General features: G+C 35.7%; 21 protein-coding genes. 14 read left to right on the top strand and 7 right to left on the bottom strand.

The genetic code is table 11. The annotated features are described in order from the left end of the window. Positions 1-320: 320 nt before the first annotated feature. The 12 genes from gcvT to NLJ82_RS20500 all read left to right on the top strand — a co-directional run bounded on the left by gcvT (position 321) and on the right by NLJ82_RS20500 (position 9,599). Complete coding sequence (gene gcvT, locus NLJ82_RS20555) at positions 321-1,421, top strand: glycine cleavage system aminomethyltransferase GcvT (protein WP_000631772.1); 1,101 nt, start codon at positions 321-323, stop codon at positions 1,419-1,421. Positions 1,422-1,441: 20 nt separating this feature from the next. Further along, entirely contained in the window at positions 1,442-2,785 is a 1,344-nt protein-coding gene (gene gcvPA, locus NLJ82_RS20550) for an aminomethyl-transferring glycine dehydrogenase subunit 1 (protein ID WP_000903230.1), read from the top strand. Further along, positions 2,782-4,257 (top strand): aminomethyl-transferring glycine dehydrogenase subunit 2, encoded by a 1,476-nt coding sequence (gene gcvPB, locus NLJ82_RS20545; protein WP_000795699.1) that lies wholly within the window; start codon positions 2,782-2,784, stop codon positions 4,255-4,257. The genes gcvPA and gcvPB overlap by 4 nt, the downstream gene beginning before the upstream one ends. Before the next feature lie 361 nt (positions 4,258-4,618). Then, positions 4,619-4,822 carry a DUF3929 family protein gene (locus tag NLJ82_RS20540; protein WP_000262495.1) on the top strand — a complete coding sequence of 68 codons (204 nt, stop codon included), beginning with the start codon at positions 4,619-4,621 and terminating at the stop codon, positions 4,820-4,822. A 70-nt stretch (positions 4,823-4,892) separates the two neighbouring features. After that, complete coding sequence (locus tag NLJ82_RS20535) at positions 4,893-5,084, top strand: hypothetical protein (RefSeq protein ID WP_000535935.1); 192 nt, start codon at positions 4,893-4,895, stop codon at positions 5,082-5,084. A 116-nt stretch (positions 5,085-5,200) separates the two neighbouring features. Continuing rightward, entirely contained in the window at positions 5,201-5,575 is a 375-nt protein-coding gene (locus NLJ82_RS20530) for a GntR family transcriptional regulator (RefSeq protein ID WP_001021352.1), read from the top strand. Between the two features lie 3 nt (positions 5,576-5,578). Further along, entirely contained in the window at positions 5,579-6,451 is an 873-nt protein-coding gene (locus NLJ82_RS20525) for an ABC transporter ATP-binding protein (protein ID WP_000891295.1), read from the top strand. Next, positions 6,432-7,100, top strand: a complete 669-nt coding sequence (locus tag NLJ82_RS20520) for an ABC-2 transporter permease (RefSeq protein WP_001249430.1) — start codon at positions 6,432-6,434, stop codon at positions 7,098-7,100. Before NLJ82_RS20525 ends, NLJ82_RS20520 begins: the two co-directional genes overlap by 20 nt. A gap of 14 nt (positions 7,101-7,114) precedes the next feature. After that, positions 7,115-7,747: an ABC-2 transporter permease gene (locus NLJ82_RS20515; protein ID WP_001186547.1), complete on the top strand. Its 633-nt coding sequence runs from the start codon at positions 7,115-7,117 to the stop codon at positions 7,745-7,747. 32 nt (positions 7,748-7,779) lie between these two features. Beyond that, positions 7,780-8,403, top strand: a complete 624-nt coding sequence (locus NLJ82_RS20510; protein WP_000595385.1) for an ABC-2 transporter permease — start codon at positions 7,780-7,782, stop codon at positions 8,401-8,403. A 14-nt stretch (positions 8,404-8,417) separates the two neighbouring features. Continuing rightward, positions 8,418-9,011 carry an ABC-2 transporter permease gene (locus NLJ82_RS20505; RefSeq protein ID WP_001249398.1) on the top strand — a complete coding sequence of 198 codons (594 nt, stop codon included), beginning with the start codon at positions 8,418-8,420 and terminating at the stop codon, positions 9,009-9,011. 399 nt (positions 9,012-9,410) lie between these two features. Then, on the top strand, positions 9,411-9,599 hold the full coding sequence (locus NLJ82_RS20500) for a hypothetical protein (protein ID WP_041185189.1): 189 nt from the start codon (positions 9,411-9,413) through the stop codon (positions 9,597-9,599). Positions 9,600-9,615: 16 nt separating this feature from the next. Here NLJ82_RS20500 and NLJ82_RS20495 read toward each other — a convergent pair whose 3' ends face one another. From NLJ82_RS20495 to NLJ82_RS20470, 6 genes are all read right to left on the bottom strand, one after another. Then, positions 9,616-9,873, bottom strand: coding sequence for a DUF3975 family protein (locus tag NLJ82_RS20495; protein WP_000265385.1), 258 nt, complete (start codon positions 9,871-9,873; stop codon positions 9,616-9,618). 15 nt (positions 9,874-9,888) lie between these two features. Beyond that, positions 9,889-10,203: a DMT family transporter gene (locus NLJ82_RS20490; protein ID WP_000312623.1), complete on the bottom strand. Its 315-nt coding sequence runs from the start codon at positions 10,201-10,203 to the stop codon at positions 9,889-9,891. A 1-nt stretch (position 10,204) separates the two neighbouring features. Next, positions 10,205-10,537, bottom strand: a complete 333-nt coding sequence (locus NLJ82_RS20485) for a DMT family transporter (protein ID WP_000312349.1) — start codon at positions 10,535-10,537, stop codon at positions 10,205-10,207. Between the two features lie 71 nt (positions 10,538-10,608). After that, entirely contained in the window at positions 10,609-11,190 is a 582-nt protein-coding gene (locus tag NLJ82_RS20480; RefSeq protein WP_041184139.1) for a TetR/AcrR family transcriptional regulator, read from the bottom strand. A gap of 96 nt (positions 11,191-11,286) precedes the next feature. Further along, positions 11,287-12,264 (bottom strand): LacI family DNA-binding transcriptional regulator, encoded by a 978-nt coding sequence (locus tag NLJ82_RS20475; protein WP_001273958.1) that lies wholly within the window; start codon positions 12,262-12,264, stop codon positions 11,287-11,289. A gap of 250 nt (positions 12,265-12,514) precedes the next feature. Then, on the bottom strand, positions 12,515-12,898 hold the full coding sequence (locus NLJ82_RS20470; RefSeq protein WP_254754589.1) for a rhodanese-like domain-containing protein: 384 nt from the start codon (positions 12,896-12,898) through the stop codon (positions 12,515-12,517). Between the two features lie 170 nt (positions 12,899-13,068). Between NLJ82_RS20470 and NLJ82_RS20465 the strand changes: the two genes are divergently transcribed. Further along, positions 13,069-13,905 (top strand): lipoate--protein ligase family protein, encoded by an 837-nt coding sequence (locus NLJ82_RS20465; RefSeq protein WP_000514079.1) that lies wholly within the window; start codon positions 13,069-13,071, stop codon positions 13,903-13,905. 28 nt (positions 13,906-13,933) lie between these two features. On the opposite strand, the gene NLJ82_RS20460 is transcribed toward NLJ82_RS20465, so the two are convergent. Continuing rightward, positions 13,934-14,776 (bottom strand): hypothetical protein, encoded by an 843-nt coding sequence (locus NLJ82_RS20460; RefSeq protein ID WP_000111905.1) that lies wholly within the window; start codon positions 14,774-14,776, stop codon positions 13,934-13,936. A gap of 271 nt (positions 14,777-15,047) precedes the next feature. On the opposite strand from NLJ82_RS20460, the gene splB reads away from it, so the two are divergent. Continuing rightward, a complete protein-coding gene (splB, locus tag NLJ82_RS20455) occupies positions 15,048-16,073 on the top strand; it encodes a spore photoproduct lyase (protein ID WP_000802117.1) in 1,026 nt (341 codons plus the stop codon). Positions 16,074-16,140: the final 67 nt, after the last annotated feature.

Raw genomic sequence — 16,140 nt, 5'->3', positions numbered from 1 at the left:
GCGCTATTACACTTACTGAAAGGTAAACAATAAGTAAAGATAAAGGACTAAATCTTAAAAACTGTATGTAATAAGATTAAGCGTAAAAAATTCTAAATTATTTTTTATGCTAGAATATTGATGAAATATAGCGAATAATGTTAGGATAATGGTGTGAAATGTGTGGAATCTTTCGTATTTTATCCAAGAAAGTGATTTTTTATTTACGCTTTCATAAAAAAATATAATGAGATTCCGTATATCCTATCTTTTTAGAATGAAAATGTTTAGAAATGAGTAACAACTTTTATTGATTTGTCAGAGCATAAGGGGGAGAGATCATGATTACATTACAACGTACACCGTTATTTGATGTATACGCGAAGTATGGTGGGAAAACAATCGACTTCGGTGGTTGGGAGTTACCAGTTCAATTTTCAAGCATTAAAGAAGAACATGAAGCTGTACGTACAGCGGCAGGTTTGTTCGATGTGTCTCACATGGGAGAAGTTGAGGTAAAAGGTGTAGATAGTTTAGCATTTTTACAACGTGTTGTTACAAATGACGTATCTACCTTAAAGGTAGGAGGCGCACAATATACAGCAATGTGCTACGAAAATGGTGGTACAGTAGATGATTTATTAATCTACAAACGTGGTGAAGAAGACTATTTATTAGTTATCAACGCATCAAATATCGAGAAAGATTACGAATGGTTAGCTAGCCATGTAATTGGCGATGCGACAGTAGTCAATGTTTCTAGTGAAGTTGCACAGCTTGCAATTCAAGGACCAAAAGCAGAAGGCATTTTACAAAAAGTTGTGTCAGAAGATTTGAAAGAAATTAAGTTCTTTAAATTTAAAAACGATATTCTTGTAGATGGAATTCCAGCACTTGTATCTCGTACAGGTTATACAGGTGAAGATGGATTTGAAATTTACTGTAAGAGTGAAGATGCTGCAAAACTTTGGGAGAAACTTCTTGAAGTTGGAGCAGAAGAGGGCTTAAAACCATGTGGTTTAGGTGCTCGTGATACACTTCGTTTCGAAGCAACATTACCACTTTACGGTCAAGAATTATCAAAAGATATTACACCGGTTGAAGCTGGAATTGGCTTTGCGGTAAAACCAAATAAAGAAGCAGACTTCTTTGGGAAAGCGACTTTAAAAGAGCAAAAAGAAAACGGTGCGCCTCGTAAGTTAGTCGGCATCGAAGTAATTGAACGTGGAATTCCTCGTACGCATTACCCTGTATTTATTGGAGAAGAAAAAATTGGGGAAGTAACGAGTGGTACACAATCTCCAACGTTAAAGAAAAGCATTGGTTTAGCACTAATTGATGTAAAATACGCAGCAGTTGATACAGAAGTAGAAATTGAAATTCGTAATAAACGCGTCAAAGCAGTAGTTGTTCCAACACCATTTTATAAACGTTCAAAGTAACGGGGAGAGGGGTAGATTTCATGTTGCATCGTTATCTTCCAATGACAGAAGAAGACAAAAAAGAAATGTTACAAACGATCGGCGTTCAAACGATCGATGAGTTATTCTCTGATATTCCAGAGAGTGTTCGTTTTAAAGGGGATTTAAAAATTAAAGAAGCAAAATCAGAGCCAGAGCTTTTAAAAGAGTTATCTCAAATGGCTAGTAAAAATGCGAACTTAAAAGAATACGCTTCTTTCCTAGGAGCAGGCGTATACGATCATTATGCTCCAGTAATTGTAGATCATGTTATCTCTCGCTCAGAATTTTATACAGCTTACACGCCATACCAACCGGAAATTTCACAAGGGGAATTACAAGCAATTTTTGAATTCCAAACAATGATTTGTGAGTTAACAGGAATGGATGTAGCAAACTCTTCTATGTACGACGGAGGTACAGCTTTAGCTGAAGCGGCAATGCTAGCAGCTGGCCATACTCGTAAAAAGAAAATTCTTGTATCTAGCGCAGTTCATCCAGAATCAAGAGCTGTACTTGAAACGTATGCAAAAGGTCAACATCTTGAAGTTGTTGAAATTAATCATAAAGATGGTGTAACAGATTTAGACGTATTACAAAGTGAAGTAGATGATACAGTTGCTTGTGTAATCGTTCAATATCCAAACTTCTTCGGACAAGTTGAAAAATTAGCTGATATTGAAAAAATCGTTCATCAACAAAAATCATTATTTATCGTTTCTTCAAATCCATTATCATTAGGCGCATTAACACCACCAGGAAAATTTGGTGCTGATATTGTCATCGGTGATGCACAACCATTTGGTATCCCAACGCAGTTTGGTGGACCACACTGTGGTTACTTTGCAACGACGAAAGCATTCATGCGTAAAATTCCAGGACGTCTTGTCGGGCAAACTGTAGATTCAGATGGTAAACGTGGATTTGTATTAACGTTACAAGCACGTGAACAGCATATTCGCCGTGATAAAGCGACGTCTAACATTTGTTCAAACCAAGCGTTAAATGCATTAGCAGCTTCTGTTGCAATGACAGCACTTGGTAAACAAGGTGTGAAAGAAATGGCACGTCAAAACATTTCTAAAGCACAATATGCAAAACGTCAATTTGAAGCGAAAGGCTTCACAGTTACATTTGCTGGACCATTCTTCAATGAGTTCGTTGTAGATTGCAAGCGCCCAGTGAAAGAAGTAAACGATGCATTATTACAAAAGAATATTATCGGCGGTTACGACCTAGGCCGTGATTATAAAGAGCATGAGAACCATATGCTTGTAGCAGTAACTGAGCTTCGTACAAAAGATGAAATTGACACACTTGTAAACGAAATGGGGGCTATCCAATGAAGAATCAAGACCAAGCACTTATCTTTGAAGTGAGTAAAGAAGGACGCATAGGATATAGCTTACCAAAATTAGATGTAGAAGAAGTGAAACTAGAAGATGTATTTGAGAGCGATTATATTCGAGTAGAAGATGCAGAGCTACCAGAAGTATCTGAACTTGATATTATGCGCCACTATACAGCACTTTCAAACCGTAACCACGGTGTTGATTCTGGTTTCTATCCACTTGGATCTTGTACGATGAAATATAATCCGAAAATTAATGAGAGTGTAGCTCGTTTCGCAGGATTTGCAAATATTCATCCGTTGCAAGATGAAAAGACAGTACAAGGTGCAATGGAATTAATGTACGATTTACAAGAGCATTTAATTGAAATTACAGGTATGGATACTGTTACTTTACAACCAGCAGCTGGTGCACACGGAGAATGGACAGGCTTAATGTTAATTCGTGCATACCATGAAGCAAATGGTGACTTTAACCGTACGAAAGTAATTGTTCCTGACTCTGCTCACGGAACGAATCCAGCATCTGCAACTGTAGCTGGTTTTGAAACAATTACGGTAAAATCAAATGAACATGGTCTTGTTGACTTAGAAGACTTAAAACGTGTTGTAAATGAAGAAACAGCAGCACTTATGTTAACAAACCCTAATACATTAGGTTTATTCGAAGAAAATATTTTAGAAATGGCAGAAATCGTCCATAACGCAGGCGGTAAATTATACTATGATGGTGCAAACTTAAATGCGGTATTAAGCCAAGCGCGCCCAGGAGATATGGGATTTGACGTTGTGCATTTAAACCTTCATAAAACATTTACAGGTCCTCACGGCGGCGGTGGCCCAGGTTCTGGTCCAGTAGGTGTGAAAGCTGATTTAATTCCGTACTTACCAAAACCAATTTTAGAGAAAACGGAAAATGGCTATCACTTTAACTATGATCGTCCAGAAGCAATTGGGCGCGTAAAACCATTCTACGGTAACTTCGGAATTAACGTTCGTGCATACACATACATTCGTTCTATGGGTCCAGATGGCTTGCGTGCAGTAACAGAGTATGCGGTATTAAATGCGAACTATATGATGAGAAGATTAGCACCATTTTATGATCTTCCATTCGATAGACATTGTAAGCATGAGTTTGTATTATCAGGTCGTCGTCAAAAGAAACTTGGTGTACGTACATTAGATATCGCAAAACGTCTGCTTGATTTCGGTTACCATCCACCAACAATTTACTTCCCGTTAAATGTGGAAGAATGTATTATGATTGAGCCGACGGAAACAGAATCAAAAGAAACATTAGATGGTTTCATTGATAAGATGATTCAAATTGCTAAAGAAGTAGAAGAAAATCCAGAAGTTGTACAAGAAGCACCGCATACAACAGTCATTAAACGTTTAGACGAAACGATGGCTGCACGTAAACCAGTTTTACGTTATGAAAAGCCAGCTCCTGTACAAGTTTGATTAGAATAACAAAGGAAGAACTCGCTATATGCGAGTTCTTTTTTTGTATGGAGAATTTGTTCCGCAATTTGTGACCTGGTAATCAGTAGAGATGAACAAAAACACCCACTGATTAAAGTTTCACTTTATGCAGAAGTGGTGAAGAAAATGTTAAAAATTTATATTTTTTGTTTCATAATGGTGTAAAGAGGCAGTTTTATAGGTGATTTTGTTGAAAAAGTCAGTTTGATAAAAGTATTTATTTTTGTTAGAATTTTATTGAAATTAAGAAGATGTGATGAGGCAAAAATTACTCATTTTTATGTATATGTGAAAAAACGAGCAAGACGGGGGTGAAAGTGTGGGATATCGATGTTATAGAATGGTATACCATTTAGAAAATGGAGAAACAATTAAAGATGTAAAAGAATTTTGCTATCGAGACCAAGGAAAAGTGTTAGAAAGAGTAGCGCATCGTGTAATGGATAATAGAGAAGTGACGGCAATTGATAAGCAAGGAACGATCATTTCAATAGCATGTGAGGACATTGTAAAGGTGGAACTTGATTACATAACAGAAAGTTAACCTTGAGTCATATCGAATTATTCGATAAAATATACTGTTGAATGGTGAAGTGAGAAGAGAGGAGTTTATCATGGGTAGTACAAGACACTTTTATATGTTTATCTTAGCGTTTGTTCTTGTTGTGGCATTAACGATTTATTTAATTGTTGATAGCACTTGGTACAACACAGTTCATCCGGCGTTCCTTCTGTTTATGTATGTAGGAATTGCGGTAGTGAGTTTCGGAATGAGAGATGAGATGTTAGATCGCTTTGAAAAGTGATACATATACGAAAGACCAACAGGAAAATGTTGGTCTTTTTTTCTTGCCAAAAATAGGATGATGTGTATATACTGTATATATAAGGTATATACAGTATATACACACTGGAGGAAAACATGAATATTATTATTTCGAATTCTTCCCAAGACCCTATTTATGTACAGATAAGAAAACAATTAAGCCAGCTTATTTTAAATGGTGGTTTAAAGGGTGGAGACCAATTACCGTCTATTCGTAGCTTAGCAAAGGAATTACAGATTAGTGTAATTACTACGAAGCGTGCGTACGAGGAGCTTGAGAAAGAAGGATATATAGAAACTGTTGCTGGGAAGGGGACTTATGTTTCACGTAAAAATAATGAACTATTAAAAGAACAAAGGCTTCGTCTATTGGAAAGTAAAGCGGAAGAGATTGTAAATGAAAGTAAAGCGTTACAGCTTTCACTTGAAGAATTACAGCAGATGATTGCGTGTTTATATGAGGGGGAATAAGAGATGTTAGAGTTAAAAAACGTATGTAAAAGTTATGAAGATTTTGCAGTAAAAAATATAAGTTTTACATTACCACGCGGATATATTATGGGATTTGTCGGACCGAACGGGGCCGGGAAAAGTACGACGATCAAAATGATTATGAATTTAATTCGAAAAGATAGCGGCGATATAAAAATTTTTGGCAAGGACAATAAGAAAGCCGAAAAGGAAATAAAGCAAAATATCGGCTTTGTATATGATGAAAATCATTATTACGAAGATTTAACGTGTGAGCAAATGAAGCGTATTATTGCACCGTTATATAAAAAGTGGGATGAAGAGCAGTATCAATCGTATATGCATAGATTGCAAGTTCCGAAGTATAAAAAAATTAAAGAATTATCAAAAGGAATGAAAATGAAATTTGCGATTGCCATCGCGCTCTCGCACCACGCAGAATTTATCATCATGGATGAACCAACAGCAGGATTAGATCCAGTTGTTCGAAGTGAATTACTTGATATGTTGCAAGAAATTGTAATGGAAGATGAAGTATCGGTATTATTCTCAACGCACATTACAACAGATTTAGAGCGCATTGCAGATTATATTACGTTTATCAACGATGGAGAAATTATATTTACTGGTGAAAAAGAAGACTTGATGGAGAACTACGTAATCGTAAAAGGAAGTAATGATTTATTAGATCGAGAAGGAAAAGAACTATTTGTTGGATTACGAAAAAATAAATTTGGTTTTGAAGGTTTAGCGAAGGATAAACAAGCAATTATTGACTGGTTTGGAAATGAGGTTGTACTAGAAAAGCCTACATTAGATGATATTATCGTTTACACTGCGAAAGGGAGAGGTGCCTATGCGTCAGCTCATTTATAAAGATTTGTTCTTTTTTCGGGTGATGTGGTTAGTGTATTTAATTATGCCGTTTGTATTATTTATGTTAGACCCAAGTGTTGAATTGTTATTTTCGATGAGTTGTCTATTTATAACCCTTTCTTCCGTTATGACGTTAACCTTTATGGATGAAAGGAATAAAAGTGACATTATTATAAATAGTTTGCCGGTAAGTCGAAAGGATATCATAATTGCTAGATATATTTCCTGTGCAATATTTATTATTGGTGGCATGCTCTCTACGATGTTAGTTGTTTTTCTTATAAGGGGCATTGCGGTTATTGGTGATATCGGTGTATATCATCCTAATTTATACATTGAAATTCCGTGGTATGAAGTAATAAATGGAGCTGTTTACGCCATATTTTTTGTTGTAACATTCTTTCCTAGTTATTATGGTACAAAATCGAAGGTAGTAAGAAGTATAGTATCAGCAGCCTCAATAGGAGTGGGAGGGATACTTTGGATATTTATTAGTGATGGGCTAAATGAAACAGCGCTTTCATTCATTGAATGGATTATGAATCCTATGCATGTTGCTGTATTTATAGCTGGATTTATTACATTAGTTAGTATTTATATCGTTTCTATGTTCCTTACAATTAAAATTTATGAAACGCGTGATTTATAGAGAGGAGAATTTATATGCAACAGTTGATTTTGAAGGAGTTTTTCTTACAGAAGAAGATGTTTCCTTTCTATTTTTTAATCCCTATTTTATCTATTTTTAAGGATTCCGTCGAACCAATGGGGATTGCAATAGGATTATTTATAACATGTAGTACGATTATATATATTTCTTTTTATTATGAAGAGAAAAGTAAAGCAGAAAAAGTATTAGTGAGTTTGCCTATAACGAGAAAAGAAATAGTTATAGCTAAATATATTTCAAGCACATTATTTATTATGGTTGGTTTGAGTGTAACTTTTATAGTCGTAATATTAGGAAATATTTTATTGGGCAGGGATATAGTCATGCCTGGATATGCAATATTTTCAGCAATAGTAGCAACTTTGATCTATTGTATTGTAACGATACCTGCTAATTACATTGGAGGATATAAAGCTACTTCTGTTTTGAATGTTATTATGGTTTTGCCTTTAACAGGTATGATCGGTCTTATGTGCAATGTTTTTGGTGATAAAACAATTATGTTAAAAGTACTTCAATCTGAAGATGCTACACTAGCAATGGGTGTTCTTGGAACCGGAGTGTTAGTAAGCGTATTCATATCAATGATTCTCTCAATGAAGATGTTTCAGGCGGTAGAGTTATAGAAGGGGCATTTTCATATTAGGAGGTGTAATACATGATCAAGCAATTAGTTTTAAAAGATATGATGATGCAAAGAAAGTTAGGGTTTGTTTATCTTATATGTTTCTTGTTCCTACTCATTGTTGGTTTTCGCAGTGATAGTTTTTTGATGACATTTAGCATGTTTGTACCTGCTCTTGGCATAATACTCTCAATGAGTTATGAGGGGAAAAATAAAAGTGAAACGATAGTAAATAGTTTACCGTTTGAGCGTAAAGATATTGTAATAGGGAAATACATATTTGTAAGTGTTTTAGTTGCTCTAGGTGGATGTTTCTCACTAGTAGTTGGTTTCATACAGTTACAAAATGAACATATGACTGGATTTATGCTGTGGGGACAAATTCTCGGTGGTATAACAGGTGGGGTTGTTTGTAGCATAATTGTACTTCCGATTGAATTCTCAGTAGGATATAGCAGTGCAAAACAAATTGCTCCGTTCGCCGGACTTGCATTGGGATATTTGAGTGGATTGATTGTAAGTAACGTTTGGTTAGATGTAGAAAATGTTTGGAACACGAGTCTAGTCGTAAATATTTGTTTTATAGCAGGACTCATTCTTTTGTATATTATGTCCATGTTGCTTTCAGTTAGCTTATATAATGAGCGTGATTTATGAGGGGAGGAGTAATCGTGAGGCAACTCATAATAAAGGATTTTATCATGCAATGGAAGCATTTAATATGGTACTTAATATACCCTCTTTTCTTGTATATGACATTAACAGATATTAAAAGCTTTTACGTAATTATGTCAGCTATAATTCCAGTTATAGCAATTTTAAAAACATTTAATGATGATAAAAAATATGATGGTGAAGTAATGTTAAATAGTTTACCGCTAGCAAAAAAAGAAATTGTAGTAGCTAAATACATAATGGCACTTATTGTTTTTATTATAAGTATGATAGTGTCTAGTCCTTTAGTAATCAATCAGTTTGAGGGTGGAACTTTTGAATTTATAACGACAACATTAGTTACGATTACTGGCTTTGTTTTTATATATTTAAGTCTTGTCTTACCGATATCGTTTTGGTTAGGATATAAAAAATCTATTTTTATTACGATTTTTATACTAATGGCACCGATTGTTATTGTAGAAATGTTCTTTCAAGTTAACATAGAACAAATTCATTTACATAATGGAGTATTGTTAATTTGTTCTATTTGTATGTTGCTTGTATCTGTACTTGCTTCAGTAAAGCTATATGAAAAAAGAGAATTTTAAAAGGTGCCCTATAAAAGGCACCTTCTTCAATAACGACAATAGGAAAGTAAAAGTTTATCCCGCTTTAACGGGCAGTAAGACCCCCACCTCAAAATTCAGTGGAAGCAAAGAAGTTAGGTGGGGGATCAACTGTCCGTAAAAGTCCGATTGGTTCAACTAATAATCAGTGGGGATGAACAAAACCCCCACTGATTAAAGTTTCACTTTATAAACAGAGAGGTTACTCGGTACAACATCTTTTGGAGTATGTAATATAAAGCTGAAAACGATAACGAGAATAAGAAAGAGGAAAAATAAAAATAGGATCTGCTTATGTATAGAATTTTGCATATTATTCACTCCTTTTTTAGGTAGTATGTCCAAAAGAAAGGAGTGTATGAAAAATTTTAGGAGGGGAGAATGATGAACAAAAGAAAATGGTTATATAGAATAGGGGTATTTTTATTTTCAATTGGTCTCATATTAGCAAATGTTTATTCAGATATACCACCGCTATTTCCAAGTTTGCATAAAGGGATGGGTATAAGTATTGTCATAGTTGGTCTTCTTTGTCTTATCACATCAAACGTCTACAGAAAGTCCGAATGAATATAAAAAAGGACAGTTACTCTTTTTCAGAAGAACTGTCCTTTTTAAATAACTTATTCCATAGCTTGGCGATGCTCCATATAATAACGATTGCAATGGAGGCAATAATGGACCAAACGATTGATATTATTTCAAGTGTCATGTTAGGAAGGAATGTGAGAATGGATACTACTTTATGAAACAACCATTCTATTATGTGAAAACTTATTTGTAATAGAATGACGATACTAAGTGTGATCCATGCTAACAGTTGCTTCCCTTTTTCTTTCCACATGACATTCACCTCACGTTAGCTTAATAGTTTTAAGCCAACAGCGCCGCATAGAATGCAGCTTAAGAAAGCAAGACGACGCCAATCCGCTGATTCGCGGAAAATAAGGATGCCTAGAAGTGCACTTCCGGCAGTTCCGATTCCAGTCCAAATCGCGTAAGCAGTTCCCATCGGTAATGTGTTCATCGCAAGGGATAAGAAGAAGAAGCTTACGCCGAAGTTAGCGATTAGAATAACTTTTGGTGCCCAGCCTTTCTTTTCAGTGGCTACTTTCATAAAGAGTACACCAATAATTTCACAAATACCAGCTAGAATTAAAAATACCCAAGCCATTTTATGCGGCCTCCTTCGCTTCTTTTTCTTCTGTTACTCGCTTTAAACCAATTACGCCAAAGAAGATTAAACCAATTAATAATACTTTTACGATAGAGAATGGCTCTCCGAAAACGAAAATTTCTGTAAGAACGATTCCACCAGCTCCAATTCCAGTGAAGACTGCGTATACAGTACCAACAGGTAAATCTTTATAAGCTCTAAATAATAAGACGAAACTAATTGTAATTAATAACGCAACACCAGCCCATTCAAGTGGAGCCTCCGCGTGTTTTAATCCAATTACCCAAAAGATTTCAATAATACCAGCTAAGATTACATAAATCCATGCCATATGTCATTTCTCCTTCCTACCAGTCGTTAGGTAAAGGGCTTAAAAACGACGCATTGCAAAGGAGCAATCCGTCAGTTTGAAAGTCCACGCCAAAATACTTTCCAAGAAGCGTCTAAACGTGTCTCAAAACGATTTAAACCTGCGTATAGTAGTTCAACCATAAGACCGTCAAGTAAGCATAGAAAAGCCTCTAAGGCGTCTTTTACTTCAATGTTATGCAACTCATCTCGTTCGCTTGCTCTTTTAAATACAGGGAATAAAAGTTTTCCGACGTTTTCAATGTGTACATTTGCTTTATTAATAATTTGTTCGCGAAATGCATCAGGCGGAAAATAAGAAGTTCGTAACCAAAACATTGATTCTTCACTTTCACCAAATCGTTTTGCATAGCCCTTTAGTAGCTGTAAGAGCAATTCTTCAGTAGACGAATTGGAAAACTTTTCGATATCGCCTGTGAAGCTCTGTAAATCTTTTTGAAGAGCGGATTCTAAGCATATAAAATATAGCTCTTCTTTTCCTTTAAAGTGTGCGTAAATTGATGGTTTTTTAATCCCGACTTCTTGAGCAATATTTGCTAATGAAGTTCCTTCGTAGCCGTAGCGTGCGAAATGAGAAAGTGCTACAGCTTTAATGCGGTTTGCTGTCATTTTCATCCCCTACCTACCGTTCGTTAGGTTTATTATATGCGAGTAAAAATATAAAGTCAATAGGTGAAGAGCTGAAAAAGAGCGCTATAGGTAACGCTCTTATTAGACAGTATCTCGTTCGATTAAATGGAATGAAAGCTCTTTTGCGTTCCCGATAATTTGCTCGCTTTGGATTTGTTTATGGAATAAAGAAAACGCATGTGAGCCCATTTCGAGACCGGGATGTTCAATTGTTGAAATTTCTAACGCCTTTGAAATTTCATGATTATCAAATCCGAGGATAGCAAGATCTTCGGGTACTCGAAGACCTTGCTTTCGAGCCTCTGTTAATAAACCAGCTGCAACTTGATCGTTCGCTGTAAAAATAGCGGTTGGACGATTTTTCATGTTTAAAATACGATGGAGTATTTGTGCACCGTCTTGCATTGTATAGCATTGGTGAAAAATCCATTCGGGATGTAACGTTTTGCCTTCGTTACGAAGTGTATCAGCAAACGCTTTTTCACGTTCCATAGAATTTACACTTGTTTTTCTTGCTAAACAAATCCCGATTTTTTCATGACCTTTATTGAGTAAATAGGCGGTGCCGAGACGGAAGCCTTCATAATGATCTACGTAGACAGATGAAATGAGGGGGTGGTGCATTTTTTCGCATGAAATAATAGGAGCAAATTTTGCGAAAGGTTCAATTTGTTCCCATGAACTCGTTCGAGAGCAAATAATCATCCCGTCGAATTGTTTCATTTTCATCATTTCCAGAACACGAATTTCTTCGATACTATCGTAATTCGTTTGACATAAATTAATGTGATATCCAGCTGCTAACGCTTCGTTCCCGATTCCTTCAATAATGGTACTGAAGTATGGAAGGTTAATGAAAGGGAGCATAACACCGATCGTATATGTTTTTCCTTTTATTAAATGAATAGCATTTATATTTTTGGCATAGTTCAATTCTTCAACAGCATCTAGAACACGCTTACGTTTTTCTTCTTTTACGTAAGGGTGATTATTCAGGACACGAGAAACAGTTGATATGGATACACCAGCGGTTTTTGCAATTTGTTTTATATTGGCCATATGTATCACCTCTCTCCTTATTATAAAGGGAAAATAATAAGAATGAAAAAATCTTGACCTGAAAAGCTTTTCACAAACTATGTTATAAATATGACTTCTGTTATTCGCGTAACCTTTTTATTTGGGCGTGAGAATGATAGGGGTCTTTCTTGCGTCTATAAAAGAAGTTTTGTCAAAATGTGTGAGAATAACGTGGAAAGTTTTCAAATGAAAAAACTAGCTGAATTATTCAGCTAGTTTTTGTATGTTATTATTTCTTTTTAATTTTTCCAGTCCACGTTTTAAATCCACCTTGTAATTGGTAGAAATCTTTGTAGCCTTGTTTCTTTAAGTATTGAGCCGCACGACCGGTACGGAATCCACTTTGACAGTATAAGTAAACTGGTTGATCTTTACGAAGTTCTTTATGACGAAGGCGAATTTGTGATAACGGAATGTTACGTGCGCCTAAAATATGCCCTGCAGTATATTCGTCTGCTTCGCGAATATCGATAAGCTGTGCTTTACGGTAGCCAGCGCGAAACTCTTCTTCTGAAAGTGTTGTAGTTAATTTCTTCTGATAGAAATACATCCATACAGTGTAACCGATGAACGCTACGATTACGGCTAATAAAATAATCCAAGTTGTTGACACGATTCTATCGCTCCCTTTTTTCTTATCCTACTTTCAATATTATAATGCCCGTATGTATTTATGCAACAGATTCATTTGTATATAAGAAGAAATTTCGTATTCTTTCACAAATTTTGTCGAATTTGGTAGACTAGAGAATGTGAAAAATAATTGGTTATATGAGGTGCAGGATGGGAAAAGAAAAATGGTGTTATATTAACTCTGGTCAATGTTCACCGGCATTTAATATGGCGTTAGATGAATGTCTATTAAATTGGCAAAGTGAAAAGAAAATGCCACCAACTATTCGCTTTTATGAATGGGAAGTACCAACATTAACAGTCGGATATTTCCAGCGTGTTGAAAAAGATATTAATATGGATGTAGTTAACGAAAAGAAATATGGATTCGTTCGTCGTCAAACAGGCGGCAGGGGTGTACTACATGATAAAGAATTAACGTACAGTGTTATTGTGTCTGAAGATCATCCAAATATGCCAAAAACAGTTACAGAAGCGTATCGTGTTATTTCGCAAGGTTTATTAGATGGTTTTAAAGCATTAGGGTTAGAAGCGTATTATGCAGTTCCAAAAACAGAAGCAGATCGTGAAAATTTAAAAAATCCACGTTCAGGCGTATGTTTTGATGCGCCGTCTTGGTATGAAATTGTAGTAGAAGGAAGAAAAATCGCAGGTAGTGCGCAAACACGTCAAAAAGGCGTTATTTTACAGCACGGGTCGATTCCATTAGAAATAGATTTAGATGAGTTATATGATCTGTTTTTATTCCCGAATGAACGTGTGAAAGAACGTATGAAGAGTATGTTCTCATCTAAAGCGGTAGCAATTAATGAATTAACAGACCGTACGTTTACAATCGAGCAGTTAATTAAAGCGTTTGAGGTTGGGTTTGAAAAAGGATTAGATGTAGAGCTTGTTCCGTATGAATTAACAGAAGAACAATTACATGAAGTGCAAACGTTAGCAAAAGAAAAGTATGAAAGTAAAGAATGGAATTATAAAAAATAAGAGGTGGCAATTGCCGCCTCTTATTTTTTTATAGTAAATTAAGTACTTTTTCTACTTTGATTCCTTTATCTTGTAAAGAACGAAGGCGATTGACAACGTCCATAATTTCTTTGTCAAATGTAACGCTAATACCTTGGCTTTGTAGTTCTTCTTTTAAGCCTTCAATAGAATCATCTATGTCGATGCCAAGCTCGTAATCTTGACAAACTTCAATTGTCTTTTTCACGAGTTTCACATAATTTTCTTGTAGTTTTGAATTTGTTTCAGTCAAAGCAGGTTGCTTCGGTTTTGCAGGCGCGACCGGTGCTGTCTCTTGCTTTGTAACCGGAGTTGGTACTTCTCGTTTCACAGGTGCTGGAGTAGATAATTCCACAGCTGCTTCTACACTTACTGGCTTCGGTGCCGGAGTAGGCTTCGGTGTTGGTGCTGTAGTAGGTGTTTCCACACGTGTAATAGGCTTTGGAGCAGGTGTAACTGCTTTTGGAGCTTCTACAATTACTTCTTTTTTCGGAGTAGCTTCTACAACTGTTTCTTCTTGTTCAGCAGCCTCTTTATTTTCTTTACTCCACATAACGCGTTCTATTTCTAGAGAAACATTATTTTTGTTCATCGCTGTTAATGTAACTTTACCAACTTCAGCGTTTCCAGTGAAATCAACAATTTTATAAATAACACTCTTGTTCCAATCCACGTTTCCGCTCAAAAATAATTCTTCGTTACATTTCGGCGTTAAGCCCTCGATTTTAATTTCTGCGTTTACACCGTTTTCACTATATACCATAATTAGCGAAGCATTTACATCTTCGTCTGCTAACATTAGTTCACGTACCATTTTGCCGGTGCGTACTTGCGTTTTCTTCTTAACTGACATCTAATTTCTCCTCTCAAAAATTCAGTAATAATAAAAAAATCGTATAACGAAAAATAATTGCTCACGAAGATTTATGATACCGATAATAAAAGCATCACGTCAACAATTAACTTTAATTATTTTGCATTTTTCTTATTTTCTTTATGAAATTTTTCAATTTGTAAAATTAGACAGAAGAAAAACAGCCTTTTGAAAGGCTGTTAAAACGTGGAAAACTTTAATGCGTTTTAATTTTTCCACGTTCCCCATACTAACGAGAGGAGGGAAGTATATGAAACCGTTTATGCCAAAACTCGTTTACTTTGAACCGAAGGCACTTGAATATCCACTTGGAAAAGAGCTATATGAGAAGTTTACGAAGATGGGACTAGAGATTCGTGAAACGACATCCCATAATCAAATTCGAAATTTGCCGGGTGAAAATGATTTGCAAAAGTATCGTAATGCAAAAGCGACGCTTGTCGTTGGGGTGAGGAAGACATTAAAGTTTGATACGTCAAAACCGTCAGCTGAATATGCAATTCCGCTTGCAACAGGATGTATGGGACATTGTCATTATTGTTACTTGCAAACGACACTTGGGAGTAAGCCTTACGTTCGCGTGTATGTGAATCTTGATGAAATATTTGAGAAGGCACAGCAATATATGGATGAAAGAGCACCTGAAATAACAAGGTTTGAAGCTGCTTGTACATCAGATATCGTTGGGATCGATCATTTAACACATGCATTAAAGCGGGCGATTGAATTCATTGGAGAAAGTGAGCATGGGCGTTTACGTTTCGTTACGAAATATTCGCACGTTGATCATTTGTTAGATGCAAAACATAATGGGAAAACTCGTTTTAGGTTTAGTATTAATTCACGGTATGTAATTAAAAATTTTGAGCCGGGGACGTCACCCTTTGAAGAGCGTATTGAAGCAGCACGTAAAGTAGCAGGCGCTGATTATCCACTTGGTTTTATAGTTGCGCCACTTTATATGCATGAAGGATGGGAAGAAGGATACCGTGAATTATTTGAAAGACTGTACAATGCACTAAAAGATTTGTCCATACCGAATTTAACATTTGAATTAATTCAACATCGCTTTACAAAACCAGCAAAAAAGGTCATTCAGGAGCGTTATCCGAGTACGAAGCTTGAAATGGATGAAGAGAAGCGTAAATATAAATGGGGACGGTACGGCATCGGGAAATACGTATATAAAAAAGATGATGCGGAAGTATTGGAAGAAACAATAAGAGGCTATATATATGAGTTTTTTCCTGATGCAGAAATACAATACTTTACTTAAGAGGAGTCTGTATACAAATACAGATTCTTTTTTGTTTTATATATTTAGGCTTGTTTTCAACTTGTCA

Origin of the sequence: Bacillus paranthracis (genome assembly GCF_024296885.1) — a bacterium.
GTDB lineage: Bacteria > Bacillota > Bacilli > Bacillales > Bacillaceae_G > Bacillus_A > Bacillus_A paranthracis.
The sequence above is the reverse complement of the archived record's forward strand: the minus strand, read 5'-3'. Positions and strand labels throughout refer to the sequence as shown.

Excerpts from the sequence above, each read along its gene's own strand:
- NLJ82_RS20535 (WP_000535935.1), top strand. The coding sequence starts at position 4,893 with ATGGGTAGTACAAGACACTTTTATATGTTTATCTTAGCGTTTGTTCTT.
- NLJ82_RS20500 (WP_041185189.1), top strand. The coding sequence starts at position 9,411 with ATGATGAACAAAAGAAAATGGTTATATAGAATAGGGGTATTTTTATTT.
- NLJ82_RS20540 (WP_000262495.1), top strand. The coding sequence starts at position 4,619 with ATGGTATACCATTTAGAAAATGGAGAAACAATTAAAGATGTAAAAGAA.
- NLJ82_RS20495 (WP_000265385.1), bottom strand. The coding sequence starts at position 9,873 with ATGTGGAAAGAAAAAGGGAAGCAACTGTTAGCATGGATCACACTTAGT.
- gcvT (WP_000631772.1), top strand. The coding sequence starts at position 321 with ATGATTACATTACAACGTACACCGTTATTTGATGTATACGCGAAGTAT.
- NLJ82_RS20475 (WP_001273958.1), bottom strand. The coding sequence starts at position 12,264 with ATGGCCAATATAAAACAAATTGCAAAAACCGCTGGTGTATCCATATCA.
- splB (WP_000802117.1), top strand. The coding sequence starts at position 15,048 with ATGAAACCGTTTATGCCAAAACTCGTTTACTTTGAACCGAAGGCACTT.
- gcvPB (WP_000795699.1), top strand. The coding sequence starts at position 2,782 with ATGAAGAATCAAGACCAAGCACTTATCTTTGAAGTGAGTAAAGAAGGA.
- NLJ82_RS20510 (WP_000595385.1), top strand. The coding sequence starts at position 7,780 with ATGATCAAGCAATTAGTTTTAAAAGATATGATGATGCAAAGAAAGTTA.
- NLJ82_RS20480 (WP_041184139.1), bottom strand. The coding sequence starts at position 11,190 with ATGAAAATGACAGCAAACCGCATTAAAGCTGTAGCACTTTCTCATTTC.
- NLJ82_RS20520 (WP_001249430.1), top strand. The coding sequence starts at position 6,432 with ATGCGTCAGCTCATTTATAAAGATTTGTTCTTTTTTCGGGTGATGTGG.
- NLJ82_RS20515 (WP_001186547.1), top strand. The coding sequence starts at position 7,115 with ATGCAACAGTTGATTTTGAAGGAGTTTTTCTTACAGAAGAAGATGTTT.
- gcvPA (WP_000903230.1), top strand. The coding sequence starts at position 1,442 with ATGTTGCATCGTTATCTTCCAATGACAGAAGAAGACAAAAAAGAAATG.
- NLJ82_RS20460 (WP_000111905.1), bottom strand. The coding sequence starts at position 14,776 with ATGTCAGTTAAGAAGAAAACGCAAGTACGCACCGGCAAAATGGTACGT.
- NLJ82_RS20490 (WP_000312623.1), bottom strand. The coding sequence starts at position 10,203 with ATGGCTTGGGTATTTTTAATTCTAGCTGGTATTTGTGAAATTATTGGT.
- NLJ82_RS20465 (WP_000514079.1), top strand. The coding sequence starts at position 13,069 with ATGGGAAAAGAAAAATGGTGTTATATTAACTCTGGTCAATGTTCACCG.
- NLJ82_RS20485 (WP_000312349.1), bottom strand. The coding sequence starts at position 10,537 with ATGGCATGGATTTATGTAATCTTAGCTGGTATTATTGAAATCTTTTGG.
- NLJ82_RS20525 (WP_000891295.1), top strand. The coding sequence starts at position 5,579 with ATGTTAGAGTTAAAAAACGTATGTAAAAGTTATGAAGATTTTGCAGTA.
- NLJ82_RS20530 (WP_001021352.1), top strand. The coding sequence starts at position 5,201 with ATGAATATTATTATTTCGAATTCTTCCCAAGACCCTATTTATGTACAG.